Origin of the sequence: Stenotrophomonas sp. JAG2 (assembly GCF_041080745.1) — a bacterium.
Lineage (GTDB): Bacteria > Pseudomonadota > Gammaproteobacteria > Xanthomonadales > Xanthomonadaceae > Stenotrophomonas > Stenotrophomonas maltophilia_AA.
This window is the reverse complement of record NZ_JBEUMH010000011.1, coordinates 1-17,146: the sequence shown is the minus strand read 5'-3', so window position 1 is coordinate 17,146 and position 17,146 is coordinate 1. Positions and strand designations below refer to the sequence as shown.

General features: G+C 67.2%; 18 protein-coding genes. 2 read left to right on the top strand and 16 right to left on the bottom strand.

Annotation, left to right across the window (positions count from 1 at the left end; translation table 11 throughout):
* Positions 1–17 precede the first annotated feature (17 nt).
* The 14 genes from AB9O74_RS14395 to AB9O74_RS14330 form a co-directional block, all read right to left on the bottom strand.
* Positions 18–656, bottom strand: coding sequence for a PepSY-associated TM helix domain-containing protein (locus tag AB9O74_RS14395; protein WP_346479521.1), 639 nt, complete (start codon positions 654–656; stop codon positions 18–20).
* A 152-nt stretch (positions 657–808) separates the two neighbouring features.
* Positions 809–3,232, bottom strand: coding sequence for a TonB-dependent receptor (locus tag AB9O74_RS14390; protein ID WP_369349712.1), 2,424 nt, complete (start codon positions 3,230–3,232; stop codon positions 809–811).
* 139 nt (positions 3,233–3,371) lie between these two features.
* Positions 3,372–3,770, bottom strand: a complete 399-nt coding sequence (locus tag AB9O74_RS14385; RefSeq protein ID WP_369349711.1) for a hypothetical protein — start codon at positions 3,768–3,770, stop codon at positions 3,372–3,374.
* Positions 3,771–3,929: 159 nt separating this feature from the next.
* Complete coding sequence (locus tag AB9O74_RS14380) at positions 3,930–4,616, bottom strand: Fe2+-dependent dioxygenase (RefSeq protein ID WP_179460970.1); 687 nt, start codon at positions 4,614–4,616, stop codon at positions 3,930–3,932.
* 51 nt (positions 4,617–4,667) lie between these two features.
* The gene (locus AB9O74_RS14375; RefSeq protein ID WP_369349710.1) at positions 4,668–6,989 is read right to left on the bottom strand and encodes a catecholate siderophore receptor Fiu; all 2,322 of its coding nucleotides are present in this window, start codon (positions 6,987–6,989) and stop codon (positions 4,668–4,670) included.
* 146 nt (positions 6,990–7,135) lie between these two features.
* Positions 7,136–7,516 carry a hypothetical protein gene (locus tag AB9O74_RS14370; RefSeq protein WP_369349709.1) on the bottom strand — a complete coding sequence of 127 codons (381 nt, stop codon included), beginning with the start codon at positions 7,514–7,516 and terminating at the stop codon, positions 7,136–7,138.
* An 89-nt stretch (positions 7,517–7,605) separates the two neighbouring features.
* Positions 7,606–7,938 carry a non-heme iron oxygenase ferredoxin subunit gene (locus tag AB9O74_RS14365; protein ID WP_176990811.1) on the bottom strand — a complete coding sequence of 111 codons (333 nt, stop codon included), beginning with the start codon at positions 7,936–7,938 and terminating at the stop codon, positions 7,606–7,608.
* Positions 7,935–8,471, bottom strand: coding sequence for a GNAT family N-acetyltransferase (locus AB9O74_RS14360; RefSeq protein WP_369349708.1), 537 nt, complete (start codon positions 8,469–8,471; stop codon positions 7,935–7,937). Before AB9O74_RS14360 ends, AB9O74_RS14365 begins: the two co-directional genes overlap by 4 nt.
* Before the next feature lie 106 nt (positions 8,472–8,577).
* Positions 8,578–9,834 (bottom strand): cysteine desulfurase, encoded by a 1,257-nt coding sequence (locus AB9O74_RS14355; RefSeq protein WP_369349707.1) that lies wholly within the window; start codon positions 9,832–9,834, stop codon positions 8,578–8,580.
* Positions 9,831–11,093, bottom strand: a complete 1,263-nt coding sequence (sufD, locus tag AB9O74_RS14350; protein WP_369349706.1) for a Fe-S cluster assembly protein SufD — start codon at positions 11,091–11,093, stop codon at positions 9,831–9,833. Before sufD ends, AB9O74_RS14355 begins: the two co-directional genes overlap by 4 nt.
* Complete coding sequence (gene sufC, locus AB9O74_RS14345) at positions 11,093–11,857, bottom strand: Fe-S cluster assembly ATPase SufC (protein WP_176990807.1); 765 nt, start codon at positions 11,855–11,857, stop codon at positions 11,093–11,095. Before sufC ends, sufD begins: the two co-directional genes overlap by 1 nt.
* A gap of 45 nt (positions 11,858–11,902) precedes the next feature.
* A complete protein-coding gene (locus AB9O74_RS14340; RefSeq protein WP_369349705.1) occupies positions 11,903–12,310 on the bottom strand; it encodes a lysozyme inhibitor LprI family protein in 408 nt (135 codons plus the stop codon).
* The gene (sufB, locus tag AB9O74_RS14335; protein ID WP_176990805.1) at positions 12,307–13,782 is read right to left on the bottom strand and encodes a Fe-S cluster assembly protein SufB; all 1,476 of its coding nucleotides are present in this window, start codon (positions 13,780–13,782) and stop codon (positions 12,307–12,309) included. The genes AB9O74_RS14340 and sufB overlap by 4 nt, the downstream gene beginning before the upstream one ends.
* A gap of 13 nt (positions 13,783–13,795) precedes the next feature.
* Positions 13,796–14,248, bottom strand: coding sequence for an SUF system Fe-S cluster assembly regulator (locus AB9O74_RS14330; RefSeq protein ID WP_026070170.1), 453 nt, complete (start codon positions 14,246–14,248; stop codon positions 13,796–13,798).
* A gap of 173 nt (positions 14,249–14,421) precedes the next feature.
* On the opposite strand from AB9O74_RS14330, the gene AB9O74_RS14325 reads away from it, so the two are divergent.
* On the top strand, positions 14,422–14,889 hold the full coding sequence (locus AB9O74_RS14325; protein ID WP_176990804.1) for an SET domain-containing protein: 468 nt from the start codon (positions 14,422–14,424) through the stop codon (positions 14,887–14,889).
* A 121-nt stretch (positions 14,890–15,010) separates the two neighbouring features.
* Positions 15,011–15,553: a type 1 glutamine amidotransferase domain-containing protein gene (locus AB9O74_RS14320; RefSeq protein ID WP_369349704.1), complete on the top strand. Its 543-nt coding sequence runs from the start codon at positions 15,011–15,013 to the stop codon at positions 15,551–15,553.
* A gap of 37 nt (positions 15,554–15,590) precedes the next feature.
* Here the strand turns inward: AB9O74_RS14320 and AB9O74_RS14315 are convergent, their stop codons facing one another.
* Positions 15,591–16,187, bottom strand: a complete 597-nt coding sequence (locus tag AB9O74_RS14315) for a DUF1439 domain-containing protein (RefSeq protein ID WP_369349703.1) — start codon at positions 16,185–16,187, stop codon at positions 15,591–15,593.
* Between the two features lie 376 nt (positions 16,188–16,563).
* Positions 16,564–16,875, bottom strand: coding sequence for a DUF3861 domain-containing protein (locus AB9O74_RS14310; RefSeq protein WP_257018781.1), 312 nt, complete (start codon positions 16,873–16,875; stop codon positions 16,564–16,566).
* Positions 16,876–17,146 lie beyond the last annotated feature (271 nt).

Sequence of the window (17,146 nt, the reverse complement as noted above, 5' to 3'; positions counted from 1 at the left end):
GCTCCGGGAAGGGAAGGTCAGTGGATGAGGATCAGGGCGATCAGCAGCGGGATCAGCAGGCCCAGGCCGACCAGCGGCCAGGTCATGCGGCGCTGGCGGGCATGCAGGTGCAGCAGGAACAGGCCGGTGATGCAGAACACCAGGCAGGCCACGGCGAAGATATCCAGGAACCAGCCCCAGGCTGGCCCGGCGTTACGCCCCTTGTGCAGATCGTTGAAATAGGACACCCAGCCGCGCGCGGTGGATTCGTACTCCACGGCGCCCGATTCGCGGTCGATGCTCAGCCAGGCATCGGCCCCCGGGCTGGGCAGGGACAGGTAGATTTCGCCATCAGACCACTCGGCCGGGCGGCGCCCGATCGAGATGCCGAGCTGCGCATCCAGCCAGCGGGTGGCCACGCGGGGAATCGGTGCGTTGCCATCGGCGCGGTCGCCGAGCTTGCCGAGCAGGTCGGCAGGCAGCGCCAGCTGGCGGCTGACCACCTCCGGCTTGGCTTCGATCCTGGACGCGTGGTTCAAGGTGATGCCGGTCGCGGCGAACAGCAGCATGCCGATCAGGCACACCGCGGAGCTGATCCAGTGCCACTGGTGCAGCGTGCGCAGCCAGAAGCCGCGGCGTTGTTGTTGCACGCTGGAAGAGGGAGCGCTGGTGGCCACGGTCGCAGGAGGAAGTGCTGAGGGGCGAATTACACCATTGATGAGAATGATTCGCAATTTGTGGGCAAAAAAAAGGCAGCGGACCGTTGCCGGCGCGCTGCCCGAGGTCAAGGCCCGCGGCGGCGTCACTCGGGACGCCGCCACGGGGTGCCTCAGAACTTGGCGTTCACTGAAATCCAGTAGCTGCGACGCTGGTCCTTGGTGGCGTAGTCGTCCACGCAGTTGAACTCGCTGTCGCTGATCAGCACGCAGGACTGCGAGACGAAGTCCTTGTCGAACAGGTTGTTGACCCGCGCGTTGACCGTCAGCCAGGTGTTGATGTCCCAGCTGCCGCCGAGGTGGAAGATCGTGTAGTCCTCGTAGTAGCGGGTCTGCGAGCTGCTCACGCCGCCGACGTTGCTGACCAGCGTGTCGCGGTAGCGGTCGTAGCGGCCTTCGCCGATCAGCGACAGACTTACCGCCTCGCTGATCTGCCAGTTCAGGCTGGCATTGGCCATGTGCCTGGCCGGGTTGCCGGTGATGGGCAGGCCCTTGCCGGTGCCGCTGGTCTGCTCGCTCCTGGTCCAGGTGTAGTTGCCGCGCAGCTGGAGGGTGTCCAGCAGATCGACCTGGGCGGCCGCTTCCACGCCGCGGGTTTCGGCCTTGTCGATGTTCACGCTCTGGCCGAAGGTGCTGTAGCCCAGCTCGGCCCAGCCCGGGCCGATGTCCACGCAGTAGCTGCCATCGTCCGGGGCGACTTCGCAGTTGGCGAAGGTGCCGCCGCTGGCGATCTTGTCATCGAACTTGTTGAGGAAGCCGGTGACGTTGAAGCCCCAGCGATCGCCTTCGTAGTACGCGGCGATTTCGTAGTTGGTGCTGGTTTCCGGCTTCAGGTTGGGCGAGCCGACCAGCGGGGTGACGCCCTGGCCACCGAAGCCGACGATGCCCGGGAACAGCTGGTCCGGACGCGGGGTCTTGTAGCCGGTGCTGACGCCGCCCTTGAGGGTCCAGGCATCGTTGGCGTTCCATACCAGGTAGGCACGCGGGCTGACGTGGCTGCCGAAGATGTTGTGGTCGTCATAGCGCACGCCGACGGTGGCGGTCAGGGTGTCGGTCAGCGACCAGTTGTCCTCGGCGAACAGCGCCCACATGCGGTGCTGCTGCTTGACGTTGGTCTTGTAGCCGTTGCCGTCCATGCCGAACACGCCATCGACCATGTCGGTGTCGTTGTACTGGCCGCCGACGGTCAGCTTGTGCGCGCCGAAGGTCAGGTCGAGCATCGTGTCCAGCACGTTGCCTTTCAGTTCCATGGTGCGCAGCGGACGCGGCAGGAAGGCCTGCAGGCGCGCCAGCTCGGCGGCGTTGAGCGCACCCAGCCCGTTGCGCGCGCCGGCCGCGCAGTTGGCGGCGGCGCCAGTGCGGCGGCACACGTCGTTCCACAGGCCCTGCAGATCCGCGCGCTCGTCCAGCGTCAGCGGCAGCGAGCGGCCGAGGTTGTTGCTGGTGATGTGGGTCAGCGTGGTCTGCCAGGTGCCGAATTCATAGCGGCCCTGGTGGGTCAGCGCCAACTGGTCGCGCTCGTAGCGCTGGTAGGCGGTGTAGCCCACGCGCGGCTGCACCACGCGGCGGCTGACGGTGCCGGTGCCGTTCGGGCTGGGGATCGTCGCATTGCCGACGCGCCACAGGCTGGCGAGGCTGTCCAGGGTGCCGGTCTGGCCTTCGCTGTTGTCGTACTTCTGGCGCGACACGTCGTAGTCCAGCCACAGCTCGTGGTCGTCGTTGACGATGAAGTTCAGGCGCAGGCCGGTGTTCCAGTTGGTGTTGGCCACCGCCTTGCCGCCGCCGCCGAAGCCGATGCTGCGCGACCACATCGTGCCGTCGGGCAACTGGAGGTCGTCCCATTCCGGGTTGGAGGCTTTGGCGTCGTAGTAGCTGCCGCGCACCGACAGGCCCAGTCGGTCCTTGATCAGCGGGCCGCTCAGGTAGACATCGGTACTGCGCGCGTCACCGAACTGGTCGTCCTGCTGCAGGGTGAAGCCCTGGGTGACCGCGCCATGCCACTCGGTCTGGTTGCGACGGGTGATGATGTTGATCACCCCGCCCATCGCATCCGAGCCGTACAGGGTCGACATCGGGCCACGCACCACTTCGATGCGTTCGATCGCATCCAGCGGCGGCATGTACGAGAACTGGCCGCCGCCAAAGTTGTTCGGATACAGGTTGCCGGCGTTGCTCTGGCGGCGACCGTCGATCAGCACCAGGGTGTAGTCAGACGGCATGCCCCGCATGGAGATGGTGGCGCGGCCGTTCTTGTCGGTCGGCTCCATGCCCACGTCGATGCCTTCCACGTCGCGCAGCGCATCCACCAGGCTGGTGTACGGGCGCTTGCTCAGTTCTTCGCGGCTGATCACGCTGATGCTGGCCGGGGCATCGGCGATCTTCTGCTCGAAACCGGCGGCGGTGACCACCACCTTGTCCAGGGTGGTCGGACCGGCGGCGTCGCCGTTGGCGAAGGCCGGGGCGCTCAGCGCACCGAGCAGGGCGAGGGACAGGGTGCAGCGGGACAGGGACGTGCGACGACGATGGCGCTGGGCCATGGGGGCAACCTCGGAAAGGAGAAAACGGACGCGACGTGGCAGGCCGGAGGGCGGCAGCACGCGCAGGTATCAGGGACGCCCGGGGCGGGCGAAACACGCAGGACCGGAGGCGGGCGCGATGGCGCCGCCGGGGTCGGAATCAGCCCTGCGGTGGGGCTTGGCCGCGCTGGACGCGCAGGCCGGGTGCGGCAGGCAGCGGCGTGGCCGGTGCCGAATCGATGGCGGGCACGATCCGCGGCGGCTGTGCCACCAGGGTGGCCATCAGCGAATCCAGGGATTCCACGACCGGCGGCAGTGAAGGCGGCTGCGGCGGCGTCGCGGCAGGGCGCGCGCTGGCGACCCGGCGCGGTTTGGCCGGGGCTTCTTCCTGCTGGGTGGTTTCCCCACCGCCGGCCGGGCGCTCGTCCATCGGCATCTGCAGGACCATGACAGTGCTGCCGGGGGCTGCCCGTTCCAGCACCGGCAGGCCGGTAAAGAGCATCGCCAGCACTGCCAGCCACGCCAGCACCACGGGCAGCGCAGGGCGTTGCCCGCGCATGGCGGTGGCGAAGCTGCGATGGCGGTGAGGGTGGCGCAAAAGGAGGCCCGGTAGCGGCGGACCGGATGTCCGGTTCGCAACGCGCCGAGATTGTAGTGAGATATGTTCCCAAGCGCAAATGGGAATGATTTGCGATTGCGGAAGCCTATGGCGCCAAGCTCAGATCTCGCTCCAGCGTCGCAGGAGATTGTGATACACGCCGGTCAGCTGCAGTACGGCCGCGCTGTCGGCACCCGTGGTGCGCAGCGTTTCGATCGCACTGTCCATCTCCAGCAGCGTGCGCCGCGCGCTGTCATCGCGCACCATGCTCTGCACCCAGAAGAATGAGGCCAACCGCGACCCACGGGTGACCGGGTTGACGCGATGCAGGCTGCTCGAGGGATACAGCACCAGATCGCCGGCGGGGAGCTTCACCTCGTGCTCGCCGTAGGTATCGCTGATCACCAGCTCGCCGCCGTCGTAGTCGTCCGGCGCGGTGAGGAAGAGCGTGCACGATACGTCCGAACGCAGATGGCTGCGCTGTCCGTCCAGCGGGGTGATCATCACCGCCCCATCCACGTGGAAGCCGTACTCGCCGCCGCCCTGGTAGCGGTTGAAGCGGGGCGGCAGAATCCGCAGCGGCAATGCCGCCGCGAAGAACAGCGGATGCCGGTCCAGGGCGCCCAGCACGATCCGGCCCAGCTCGGCCTTCAGCGGCGAGGCGTCGGGCAGTTGTTCATTGCGCTTGACCTGCGCGCCCTGCGCGCCGACGGTCTCGCGCCCATCGGCCCATGCCGCCTCGGCCAGCGCGCGCTGGAGGTGGGCCAGTTCATCGGCGCTCAGTACGTCGGGAACATGCAGCAACATGACAGGGTCCTTGTACGACGCAGGGGAGGGCTCCCCTGCGCCGGCCGGTGGTCAGAAGCGGAAGTCCGCACTGAACAGGACGGTGCGCGGGGCACCCGGGGTGTAACGGTAGCCGCTCTTGTTGATCGCAGCCACGTACTGCTTGTCGAACAGGTTGTATGCGTTCAAGCGCAGCACCAGATGCTCGTTGATCGCATACGAAGCCACCGCATCGTAGACCGTGTAGGACTTGGTGAAGGCCGGGGTACCGACCGCACCGTCCGTGCCGCGATGCATCTGGCCGGCGTAGCGCACGCCGCCGCCGATCGTCAGGCCGGACGGGAAGGCATAGCTGGTCCAGCTGGTGAAGGTGTCGCCCGGGGTGTAGGTCAGGTTGCGGGTGCCGTCGGCGGCGACGTTGGCGCCTTCGTCCACCTCGGTATCCAGATGGCTGTAGCCCGCCGAAACCGACCAGTTGTCGGTGATGCGGCCCAGGGTGGAGACCTCGATGCCCTGCACCGACTTCTTGCCGGTCTGGGTCGGGTTGCCTGCATCGTCCAGGACCTGCGTGTTGATCTCGTTGCTGACCTCGGTCTTGAACAGCGCCACGTTGAAGGCGAGTGCGTCATCGAGGAAGGCCCACTTGGTCCCCACTTCGACGGTCCTGGCCTTCTGCGGATCCAGGCTCGGGTTGTCGGCGCTGCTGGCGGAGGTGCTCAGCTGGAAGTTGCTGCCGCCCGGCGGCTGCTGGGAGAGGGCGTAGTTGGCGTACAGGCTGACAATGTCATCGACCTTGTAGACCGCGCCTAGCTTCCAGTTGAGCAGGGTGTCCGAATGTTCAAGCGAGGGATTGGCGATCACCGTGCCGACCGGGTTGGCGCCACAGGCCGGACCACGGCCGCCGCACACCGACGCACTCTGGTACTCGGTCGTGTAGTGGTCCGCGCGCAGGCCCGCGGTGACCAGCAGGCTTTCGCCGAAGTTGAGGGTGTCGAAGAGATAGACCGAGGAGGTGGTGGTCTTGCCGTGGCTGTCGGCGCCGTTGTGTGCCCAGGTCAGTCCGGTCGCGTTCCAGTCCGGGGCATACAGGTTGGCCGGCGACCAGGTGGTGCCACCGGTGGCGGCCTGGCCGAAGCTCTTGAGCTCCTCGCGGGTGAATTCCAGGCCGGCGCTCAGGTTGTGCACGATCGCCCCGGTGGTGATGTCCGCGCGCAGGTTGAGCTGGTCGGTCAGGATCGTGTTCTGCTGGTCCTTGAAGGTCGGCAGGCTGCGCGCGATGGTGTAGGTGGCGGGATCGGCCGGGTTGGTGAAGCGGATGTTGCCGGTCGGTGCGCCATTGGCACCGCGCGTGCCGGTACCCATGAACGCGGTCAGCAGGTAATCCTGGTCGGTGCGGCCCCAGCGGGCGGTATTGGTCACGCGCACGGCGTCGTTGACGTCGTGCTCGATGCGGAACGTCGCCATCTTCGCGGTGACATCGTCGTGGTCGGCGCGGGTGCCGTAGAAATTCTCCGGATCGACCGGCTGCCCGGCCAGCCGCTCCAGGCTGGGCTGCGGCGTCCAGCCCGGCAGGCCCAGGGTCGGCACGCCGCCGTCGGGCACGTTGTCCTGGTCCACGTAGAGCAGGTTGAGGAAATAGCGGGTACTGGTGCCGAGGCCGAACGCCAACGACGGTGCGATGCCCCAGCGGCTGTTGTTGACGTGGTCGCGGCCGGGCTGGTCGCTGTCCTGCCACATCGCATTCACGCGCAGCGCACTGGTCGCGCCGAGCGCCTGGTTCCAATCGGCGGTGCCGCGCTGCTGGCTGTCGGTACCGGCCGAGACCGTGCCCGACACGGCGTTGTGCAGGTTGGCCTGTTTGCTGACCATGTTGATCGCACCCGTCGGTGCCGAGCGGCCGTTGTCGGTGCCGGCCGGGCCCTTGGCCACCTCCACCTGCTCGGTATTGAACACATCCCGCGAGATCGAGCCGAGGTCGCGCACGCCATCGACGAAGATGCTGCTGGAGGTGTCGAAGCCGCGCATGAAAATGCTGTCGCCGGTGTTGGTGTTGCCGTTCTCACCCACGTAGAACGTACCCACCCCCGGGCTGTTGCGCAGCGCATCGGTCAGCGTGGTCGCACCCTGCTGGTTGAACAGGTCGCTGGTGATCACCTGGATCGTCTGCGGGGTGTCCTGCAGCGACTGGGTGAACTTCGGGGAAGCGACCTTGTCGGTCTTGAAGCCGCGCACGCCGCGCACATCGATCTGATCCAGGGTTTGCGGCGTGTTGCCGCTGGACTGTGCGTGCGCGATGACTGGCAGGACAGCCAGGCTCAGCCCGGTGACCAGGCCGGCAGTGGCGCGGCCGGCAACGGTGCGCGGAAAGGAAGAATGCTTGCGGCTCTTGATCATGGTGTGGACGATCCGGGAAGGGAAAGACAGGCGGAGCGGTGTGCGCGGGGCACAGCGACAGGCAATGGAGAAGCGGGCACGCGAAGCCGTTCGCACTGCGCACAGGCGCAGGCACGGCACGCCCCACGCGGTGCGCGGGGCCGGAATCAGGCGTAGGGAGGCGCGTGGCCGGGGTTGAGCCGCAGCGACGGTTCCAGCCGCTGCCGCCGCAGCGCATCGGACGGCCACAACGGGGCCAGTGCCGTCCAGGCGGTACGCCGCTGACGCAGAGGCAGGCCGACATGGCCGAGTTCGGGATCGGGGCCGGACTCGGTGGCCGACAAGGGCTCTGCCGCCGGGAGTTCGGGCAGCGGCGTATCCGGGGCGGTCGCCGTCGGCGAGAGGTCCCAGGCCAGCGAGGTCCGTGCCGGCGCGTTGCCTGGCTCAGCGCCGACCTGCGTTCCGCTCAGCCCGCGGCACGCCAGCAGCACCACGCAGAGCGTGGCCCACAGGGCGAGAGCACCAAGAAGAGAGCGGTGGGCGGACACGGGCTACCGGACAGGCGCGACCGGCTGGCCGCAATGCCTATCGTAATAGGAATAATTCGCGTTTTCAAAACGCCGGCGTTCAGCCCGGGTCAGTCGCGGTCGTCGCGGGCCCAGACGGCGTCGTGTTCCCGCTTGACCGGGAACTTCGCCACCGGTGAGTAGGCCGGCGCGCACAGCGCGGCGCCGTCGCGGATGTCGAAGCGGGCTCCGTGCAGGACGCACTCGATGCTGGCCTCGCCGGTATCGAAGGTGCCCGAGGACAGCTCGAACTCGTCGTGGGTGCACTGGTCTTCCAGCGCGTACAGCTCGCCGTCCAGGTTGAACACCACGATCGGCGTGCCGGTCACTTCATCGAAGGTGCTCTTCATTTCGCCGGGCAGCAGTTCGGCGCTGGCGCAGACGAAGGTCCAGGTTTCGCTCACGCGGGCACCACCAGCGGCTTTTCCAGGATCTCGAAGCGCAGATCGTCGCGCTTGGGAATGCCGAAGCGCTCGTCGCCGTAGGGGAAGGGCTTCTTGATCCCCGTGCGCAGGTAGCCCCGGCGCTCGTAGAAGGCGATCAGCTCGTCGCGGATGTCGATCACCGTCATCTGCATGACCGATACGCCCCACTCGCGTGCGGCGTGGGCCTCGGCCGCCAGCATCACCTGCTTGCCGATGCCGCCGCCCTGCTGGGCCGGATCCACCGAGAACATCCCGAAGTACCCCTTGCCCTGGTCATCGGCCACGTGCGCGCACGCCAGCAGCTGGCCGTCGCGCTCGGCGAGCAGGATGGTGCTGCGGGGGCGCTCGAGGTCGGCCTGCAGGCCCTGCGCGTCGATGCGGGCGCCATCAAGGATGTCGGCCTCGGTGGTCCAGCCGGCGCGGCTGGCATCACCCCGGTAGGCGGAGGTGACAAGGGTGATCAGGGCGGGGATGTCGGCCGGCGTGGCGGCGCGGTAGGTCAGGGTGCTCATGCCGCCATTTTAGGCTGGCTGGGGCCCGGACGGAAACGACCTCCGGCGGCAACGAAAAACGCCGTGGCAGGCCACGGCGTTCCGGTGGGGCGCAGGCGGGGCAGGCTCACCCCAGCAGCTTGCGCACCTTGTTCAACGCCACGATGAAGCGTTCGATTTCTTCATGCGTGTTGTAGAACGCCAGCGACGCCCGGCAGGTCGCCGCCACGCCGTAGTACTGCAGCAGCGGGTGTGCGCAGTGCTGGCCGGACCGGACCGCGACGCCTTCCAGGTCGAGCAGGGTGGCCAGGTCGTGCGAATGCGCGCCGTCCACCAGGAAGGAGACCACCGCCGCTTTGTCCGGCGTGGTGCCGAAGATGCGCAGGCCGTCGATTTTGTTCAGCTCTTCGGTGAAGTGCGCCAGCAGCTCGCCTTCGCGGGCTTCCACGTGGTCCAGGCCCAGCGACTCCAGGTAGTCCACCGCCACGCCCAGTCCGATGAAGCCGGCGATGTTCGGGGTGCCGGCTTCGAACTTGTGCGGGGCATCGTTGAACACGGTGCCCTCGAAGCTGACTTCCTTGATCATCTCGCCCCCGCCGAGGAACGGCGGCATGGCGTCCAGGTGTTCGCGCCTGGCCCACAGCGCACCGGTGCCGGTCGGGCCGCACATCTTGTGGCCGGTGATGGCGTAGAAGTCGCAGCCGATCGCGGGGATGTCGACCTTGCGGTGCGGGACGGCCTGCGAGCCGTCGACCACGGTGATGATGCCGCGCTTGCGGGCCTCGCGGCAGATCTCCCGCACCGGGTTGACCGTGCCCAGGACGTTGGAGACGTGGGCGACTGCGAGCAACTTGACCTCGGGGGTCATGGCCTTGCGCAGTGCGTCCAGGTCCAGTGCGCCGTCCGGGGTGATCTCGGCCACGCGGATGGTCGCCCCGGTGCGCTGGGCGACCAGCTGCCACGGCACGATGTTGGCATGGTGCTCCATGCGCGAAACCAGGATGACATCCCCGGCCTTCAGCCGCGGCAGCGCCCACGAATACGCGACCAGGTTGATCGCGAAGGTGGTGCCGCTGCACAGCACCAGCTCGCTGCCGCGCACGTTGAGGAAGCGCGCCAGCTTGTTGCGGGCGCCCTCGTAGGCATCGGTCGCTTCGGTGCCGAGCGCATGTACCGCGCGGCTGACGTTGGCATTGTAGCGGCGGTAGAACTCGTCCACCGCGCCGATCACCTGTACCGGCTTCTGGCCGGTGTTGGCGTTGTCGAAGTACACCAGCGGCTTGCCATGCACTTCGCGCATCAACAGCGGGAAGTCCAGGCGCACGCGATCCCAGTCGGGCGCGGCGCCGGTATCGGCGACCGGGCGCGGCGTGGACAGGTTCATGCGACGCCCGCCAGGGCCAGCGCTCGGGTGAGCTGGGCGGTGAGTTGCTCGGTCAGGCGTGCGTCGAGGACGTTCAGCGGTTCATGGCAGAACGCCGCGCTCAGCAGCTGCTGCGCGCGATCGGCCGGCAGGCCACGCGAGCGCAGGTAGAACAGCGCATTCGCATCGAGCTGGCCGACCGTGGCGCCGTGCGCGGCCTTCACTTCGTCGGCATCGATCACCAGCGTGGGCTGGGTATCGATCTCGGCATCGGCGGAGAGCAGCAGGTTCTTGTTGGACAGGTTGGCGTCGGTGCCATCGGCGCCTTCGCGGATGTGGATGCCGCCGTGGAAAACCACGCGGCTGCGGTTGGCCGCCACGCCACGCCAGACCATTTCCGAGCTCGTATCGCGCGCGATGTGCTCGATGCCCAGGCGGGTGTCGACATGGCGACGGCCGTTGCCGAGCAGCACGCCGTTGGCGGTCAGCTGGGCGTTGTCGCCTTCCAGGCGGACGTTGAGCTCATGGCGGCTCAGCGCGGCGCCCAGCTCCAGGTCGACACGGCGGTACTGTGCGTTGCGGGCCAGCACGGCGTCGGTGCGCAGCAGCGAGGTGGCGCGGGTGGCATCGGCCTGCACGCGGGCATGCGAGAGCACGGCGTCCTGCGCGAGGTGGACGTGCACCAGGGTGTTGTCCAGGTGTGCGGCATCCCCGACATGCAGGTGATGCTCGACCACGCCCAGCGCGGCACCGCTGCGCAGTTCGATCAGGTGGCGGTGGTGCCAGGACAGATCGGCATCGCCGGCCACGCTGATGAAGACCAGCTGCAGCGGCGCCTCGACCTGCACGCCTTCCTCCACGCGCAGCAGCACGCCTTCATCGGCAAGCGCGGCGTTGAGGCGGGCGAACACTTCCTCGCTGCGCTCGAATCGGCGGCCAAGGAAGCGCGCGGCTTCATCGCCGGCGGCCAGCGCCGAGGACAACGTGGCCAGCTGTACGCCGGCCGGCACTGCCGCGACATCGCTCAGCGCGCCGGACGGACGGCCGTTGACGAACACCAGCCGCGGCGACGGGATGTCGGCCAGCAGGGCGGCATCGACCACGGCCGGGGCGAGCGGCGCGGGCTGGAAGCTGCGGCGCTCCAGCTGGCGCAGCGAGGTGTATTTCCAGGCTTCGGTACGCGGACCGGGCAGGCCGGCCTGCAGGGCGGCGTCCAGCTCGGCGCGACGTGCATCGCTGCCGCAGAAGCCGCTGGCGAGGGAATCGAGCAGGGCGCTCATCAGACCGCTGCCTCCGGCACCACGCGGTCCTTCAGGAAGTGGTAGCCGTGGGCTTCCAGTTCCAGGGCCAGTTCCGGGCCGCCGCTCTGCACGATCCTGCCGTCGGCCAGCACATGCACCACGTCCGGCTTGATGTAGTCGAGCAGGCGCTGGTAATGGGTGATCACGATGAACGAACGGTCCGGCGAACGCAGCGCGTTGACGCCGTCGGCCACGCTCTTGAGCGCATCGATGTCCAGGCCGGAGTCGGTTTCATCCAGGATCGCCAGCTTCGGCTCGAGCACGGCCAGCTGGAAGATCTCGTTGCGCTTCTTCTCGCCACCGGAGAAGCCTTCGTTGACGCCACGGTGCAGCAGCTCGTCTTTCAGGTGCAGCACGGCCAGCTTCTGGCGGACCAGCTTGAGGAACTGCATCGAATCCAGTTCCTCTTCGCCGCGCGCTTTGCGCTGGGCGTTGAGCGCGGCGCGCAGGAAGTAGGTGTTGTTCACGCCGGGGATTTCCACCGGGTACTGGAAGGCCAGGAACAGGCCGGCGGCGGCGCGTTCTTCCGGGGCCAGATCGAGCAGATCCTTGCCTTCGAACTGCACGCTGCCTTCGCTGACGTCATAGCCTTCGCGGCCGGCCAGGACATTGCCCAGGGTGGACTTGCCGGCGCCGTTGGGACCCATGATGGCGTGCACCTGGCCCGGCTTCACGTCGAGCGAGAGGCCCTTCAGGATGTCTTTTTCGCCGATGCGTGCGTGGAGGTTGTCGATCTTCAACATGTCGATAATCGTCTTGTCAGATAGGGGAACTGGAGGCAGCGCGACTCAGCGGTCGTATTCGCTGCGCTCGAGGAATTCGCTGCGCAGGTAAGCAGTACGCGTGGTGGTCAATGCCGCCTTGGCGCCGGAGTACAGCATCGGGTACATCGAGCCGTACAGGAAACGCGGATTCTCATCCGCGCCCACCGGGTAGCGCGCTTCCAGGTCGGCGTCACGCAGCTGCACCCACAGCCGCTGTGCCGCTTTCACCTTCGCCAGCGCCACGGGCTCGCCGGCAAGCCGGGTCACGATCTGGCGGTAGACGGCATTCAATTCGGCATCGGCCTTCTTGAACTCCTGGTCGGCGCAGGCATTGAGTTCGAGCTGATTGCCGCCGGGATTGCACACCACGTCCTGCGCGAACGCCGGTGCCGCCGCGCACAGCAGCACGGCCAGGGTGAGCAGGCGCTTCATCCGACCGAGCCTTCCAGGCTGACGTCCAGCAGCTTCTTGGCTTCCACCGCGAACTCCATCGGCAGCTCGCGGAAAACCTGCTTGCAGAAACCGTCCACGATCATCGAGACCGCGTTTTCCTGGTCGATGCCGCGGGCGCGGCAATAGAACAGCTGGTCGTCGGAGATCTTGGACGTGGTGGCTTCGTGCTCGACCGTCGCGCTGGGATTCTTCACCTCGATATAGGGGAAGGTGTGCGCGCCCGACTTCTTGCCGATCAGCAGCGAATCGCACTGGGTGTAGTTGCGCGCACCCTCGGCGCCGCGCTCCATCTTGACCAGGCCGCGGTAGGTGTTCTGCCCGTGGCCCGCGCTGATGCCCTTGCTGACGATCTTGCTCTTGGTGCGCTTGCCGATGTGGATCATCTTGGTGCCGGTATCGGCCTGCTGACGGTGGTGGGTCAGCGCGACCGAGTGGAACTCGCCGACCGAATCATCGCCAAGCAGCACGCAGGACGGGTACTTCCAGGTGATCGCCGAGCCGGTCTCGACCTGGGTCCAGGTGACCTTGCTGCGCGCGCCACGGCATTCGGCACGCTTGGTGACGAAGTTGTAGATGCCGCCCACGCCGTTCTCATCGCCCGGGTACCAGTTCTGCACCGTCGAGTACTTGATCTCGGCATCTTCCAGCGCGACGAGTTCGACCACCGCGGCGTGCAGCTGGTTCTCATCGCGCATCGGCGCGGTGCAGCCTTCCAGGTAGGACACGTACGCCTTGTCCTCGCAGATGATCAGCGTGCGCTCGAACTGGCCGGTATGGCCGGCGTTGATGCGGAAGTAGGTGCTCAGCTCCATCGGGCAACGCACGCCCTTGGGGATGAACACGAAGCTGCCATCGGAGAACACCGCGGAGTTGAGCGCGGCGAAGTAGTTGTCGCCGACCGGGACCACGGTGCCCAGGTACTGTTTGACCAGTTCCGGATGTTCCTTGATCGCTTCGGACATGGAGCAGAAGATCACGCCCTTCTCGGCCAGTTCCTTGCGGAACGTGGTGCCGACCGAGACCGAATCGAACACTGCATCCACGGCCACGCCGGCCAGCCTGGCGCGCTCATGCAGCGGCACGCCGAGCTTGTCGTAGGTGTCCAGCAGTTCCTTGGGCACATCGTCCAGCGAGGCGTACTTCGGGCCCTTCGGCGCGGAGTAATAGCTCAGCGCCTGCAGGTCGATCTGGGCGATCTGCAGCTTGGCCCAGTCCGGCATCGGCATGGTCAGGAAGTGGCGGTAGGCATCCAGGCGCCACTGCGTCATCCATTCCGGCTCTTCCTTCTTGGCCGAGAGGGCACGGATGGTGTCCTCGTCCAGGCCGGGCGGCAACGAGTCCGATTCGATGTCCGTGATGAAGCCCGCCGAATACTTGCGGCCGAGCTGCTCATGGATCTCGCGGTTGGGGGTATCGCCGGTGGCGACGGTATCAAGGGTATCGGTGGCCATGGGGGCTGCCTGATCAGGAGACGACATCCGCCGCGATCGCGCGGCGGTGGGCGTCAACAAGGGGAAGAGGGGGCAGGATCTGCGCCAGGGTGACCGCGCGCAGCGCTTCGGACACCACGTCGTTGATCATCCGCCAGCTGCTGCGCGCGCCACACTGCAGCTCGCGGCCGCACTGGCTGTGGTCGTGGGCGCACTCGGTCAGGCCGAGCGGCCCTTCCATGGCTTCCACGATCTCGAACAGCGTGATCTGGTCCGCCGCGCGGGTCAGCCGGTAGCCGCCGCGGACGCCGCGCAGGCCCTCGACCAGACCGGCCTGGGCCAGCGGCTTGAGCAGTTTGCTGACAGTCGGCGGTTCCAGACGGGCAAACTCGGCCAGTTCAGTCGCACTGAGCACCTCGCCCGGACGGGCGGCGAGCACGGTCAACACGACGGTGGCGTAATCGGTAAGCTTGGTGACGCGGAGCATGGTGGGGTGCAGAACCATAAAGCGGACTGAAATTGTACGCTTTTCTCCGGCGGCATCCAACCCGCCCGTTCAGGCGCCCGCAGGGCGGCCTTGGACGCCTATTGGACCGCATCGCTTTGGCAATCACAAAGATTAAGCGAGAATCGGGGCTTCCCACCGCAACGGTCAGCCAGATGCCCAAGAAGATCCAGGCCCGCAAGTCCACCATCCATGGCAATGGCGTGTTCGCGCTGGCGCCGATCAAGAAGGGCGAGCGGGTCATCCAGTACAAGGGTCTGCTGCGCAGCCACGCTGACGTGGATGCCGACGACACCGGGGATGTGGAGAGCGGTCATACCTTCCTGTTCACCCTGAATGACGACTACGTCATCGATGCGAACTACAAGGGCAACGACGCGCGCTGGCTCAACCACAGCTGCGATCCGAACTGCGAGGCCGTGATCGAAGAAGCCGAGGGCGACAACCGGCGCGAGGACAAGGTCTTCATCGAGGCGATCAAGGACATCAAGCCGGGCGATGAGCTGACCTACAACTACGGCATCACGCTGGCCGAGCGTCACACCGCGCGCCTGAAGAAGATCTGGGAATGCCGCTGCGGCTCGAAGAAGTGCACCGGCACCATGCTGCAGCCCAAGCGCTGATCCCGCTGGCAACCACCGACTGAGCGTCGGTGGTTGCGCCGACACGCTGTGCACATCGTGGTCACCGTCGCCCAATGCGCACGTGGCCACACTGGACGCTCCCACGTACTGGAGCCGCTCCATGGCACACGCACTCAACGGCAAGCACATCGCGATCCTCGCCACCGATGGTTTCGAGCAGTCCGAGCTGCAGGAACCCAAGCGCCTGCTGGAATCCTGGGGGGCCTCGGTGAAGGTGATCGCGCCCGGCGATGCCAGCCAGATCCGCGGCTGGAAAGACAAGGACTGGGGTGAGAACGTGAAGGTCGATGCGCCGCTGAAGGGCGCCAAGGCCGACGATTACGACGCGCTGGTGCTGCCCGGCGGCGTGATCAATCCCGACAAGCTGCGCATCGACACCGACGCGGTCGCCCTGATCAAGGCATTCGGTGCGGCAGGCAAGCCGGTCGCGGCAATCTGCCACGGCCCGTGGCTGCTGGTCGAGTCGGGCCTGGCCAAGGGCCGCAAGGTCACGTCCTGGCCCTCGCTGAAAACCGATCTGGGCAACGCCGGCGCCGAGTGGACCGATGCCGAGGTTGTCGTGGATGGTGGCCTGATCACCAGCCGCAAGCCGGGTGACATCCCGGCGTTCGCCGATGCGGTGGCCAAGGCGTTGGCCGGTTGAGCGTATAGGCACCGACCATTGGTCGGTGCCATCCGAATTATTTGCCCAGCACCCCGGCCGGCACGAGTGCGCCGAGATCCTGGTTGAAGGTGACCACCAGCTTGCCGTTCTCCACCTGGGCCGACTGCACCTGCAGCGCGCCAAGCAGGGCACCCACGCTCGGGTCGATCTTGTAGATCGGCTCGCGCTGGGCGTAATCGGCGAGCCAGGCGTTGAGCAGGCTGCGCGTGCGTGAATCCAGCTTGCCGCCGTTGTTGGCCGGGGTGAAGTCATCCACCGTCGGCTCCTGCAGATGGAAGCCCTGGGTCTGCGTGTCATAGCGCAGGCCGCTGCTGAGCTTCACCTTGCCCAGGGGTGCCGGGGTGCCGCCGGCCGTGGCCATGGCCACATCGAAGCCCAGATCCAGTCGGCTGCCCTGCGGCAGGGTCAGCTGCGGGTGACTCATCGTCATCGCGATCAACCCGCCGAGCGCGTCCTGGGTACGCGGGAAACTGCCATCGAGATACTGCTGCACATCGGTGGCACCGACCGACAACTGGCGGCCGGACACGCTGGGCGCGGCCTGCGCGCCGATGGCGGCGGCGAGCAACACGGTGCAGGCGGCGAGGCGGGACAACAGCGGGCGAACATTCATGGCGGCAGGCCGTGGGGAGTGAGAGGCCAACAATAGCGCGTGCGGCTGAATCCAGCTTTGACGTACGCGCACGCAGATCAACGTCCTTTCCGCTGCGGTCAGTTCATCACTGGCTGGATCGAGGCGCCATGGATTTCCCAGCCACTGCCATCCACGCGGGGCTGCAGTCGATACCAGCCCTCGAAGCGCAGCGTGCCGGTTGCCGTGCCGACCCGGATATGGACCGGGACTTCGCGCAGTCGGGAGGGCGTGGCCGTGTCGCGGGCGATCGGTGCCTGGGTCTTGATGCGCAGCCCGCGGAACCCGGGCAGTGCGCGCAGGACCGCATCGTCGGGATGGCCGCCCGGTCCGCCGCCGGTCCAGGCGGGCGCCTGGTTCAGGGCGCGCCCTGGATCGATTCCAGCGCGGCCAGCACCTCGTCCAGCTGTGGCTGCAGCACGGTCAACGGATGGTCGGGTTCGTCGGCGTGACGCCGGGCGAGATCGCGCAGCAACTGGGTGGCGACGATCGCCGCGGCACGCTCGTCACCGCTGAGCCCGGTGGTGCGCCGCGCGGTTTCCAGCAGGCGCATCCAGTCCTGCTGCGCGCGATGTTCCAGCTCGATGGTGCAGCGCCCGCTGCACTGCAGGCCGTCCTTTTCGATCGGGGTGACGGTGATGCGGTAACGCTGGGAAGAAGAGCTGGCCATGGCTGCCTGCACGGTGGGGGACAAGGCCACCATAGGCTGCGATCCGTACCGCGACGACAGGCGCGGTCGCACGCAGTGTTCCACCCTGTGCGTTCCGGTCGGTTCTGCCATGCCGTGGATCGCGGCAGGGCGGGCATCTGCGCGGGAAGTGCGCGCCGCGAACGGCTTCGGCAACGCTGTGTTTCGTTCCGCACGCCGAGCCCCGTAGCGGCCGGTAGGCCCCTCGGCAAATGTCCCCCGGCCGCCGCCTGGCGGCGACGGCCTCCTCCTT

Coding starts and splice junctions, on each gene's coding strand:
- AB9O74_RS14390 (WP_369349712.1), bottom strand. CDS start 3,232: ATGGCCCAGCGCCATCGTCGTCGCACGTCCCTGTCCCGCTGCACCCTG.
- AB9O74_RS14385 (WP_369349711.1), bottom strand. CDS start 3,770: ATGCGCGGGCAACGCCCTGCGCTGCCCGTGGTGCTGGCGTGGCTGGCA.
- AB9O74_RS14380 (WP_179460970.1), bottom strand. CDS start 4,616: ATGTTGCTGCATGTTCCCGACGTACTGAGCGCCGATGAACTGGCCCAC.
- AB9O74_RS14375 (WP_369349710.1), bottom strand. CDS start 6,989: ATGATCAAGAGCCGCAAGCATTCTTCCTTTCCGCGCACCGTTGCCGGC.
- AB9O74_RS14360 (WP_369349708.1), bottom strand. CDS start 8,471: ATGAGCACCCTGACCTACCGCGCCGCCACGCCGGCCGACATCCCCGCC.
- AB9O74_RS14355 (WP_369349707.1), bottom strand. CDS start 9,834: ATGAACCTGTCCACGCCGCGCCCGGTCGCCGATACCGGCGCCGCGCCC.
- sufD (WP_369349706.1), bottom strand. CDS start 11,093: ATGAGCGCCCTGCTCGATTCCCTCGCCAGCGGCTTCTGCGGCAGCGAT.
- sufC (WP_176990807.1), bottom strand. CDS start 11,857: ATGTTGAAGATCGACAACCTCCACGCACGCATCGGCGAAAAAGACATC.
- AB9O74_RS14340 (WP_369349705.1), bottom strand. CDS start 12,310: ATGAAGCGCCTGCTCACCCTGGCCGTGCTGCTGTGCGCGGCGGCACCG.
- sufB (WP_176990805.1), bottom strand. CDS start 13,782: ATGGCCACCGATACCCTTGATACCGTCGCCACCGGCGATACCCCCAAC.
- AB9O74_RS14330 (WP_026070170.1), bottom strand. CDS start 14,248: ATGCTCCGCGTCACCAAGCTTACCGATTACGCCACCGTCGTGTTGACC.
- AB9O74_RS14325 (WP_176990804.1), top strand. CDS start 14,422: ATGCCCAAGAAGATCCAGGCCCGCAAGTCCACCATCCATGGCAATGGC.
- AB9O74_RS14320 (WP_369349704.1), top strand. CDS start 15,011: ATGGCACACGCACTCAACGGCAAGCACATCGCGATCCTCGCCACCGAT.
- AB9O74_RS14315 (WP_369349703.1), bottom strand. CDS start 16,187: ATGAATGTTCGCCCGCTGTTGTCCCGCCTCGCCGCCTGCACCGTGTTG.
- AB9O74_RS14310 (WP_257018781.1), bottom strand. CDS start 16,875: ATGGCCAGCTCTTCTTCCCAGCGTTACCGCATCACCGTCACCCCGATC.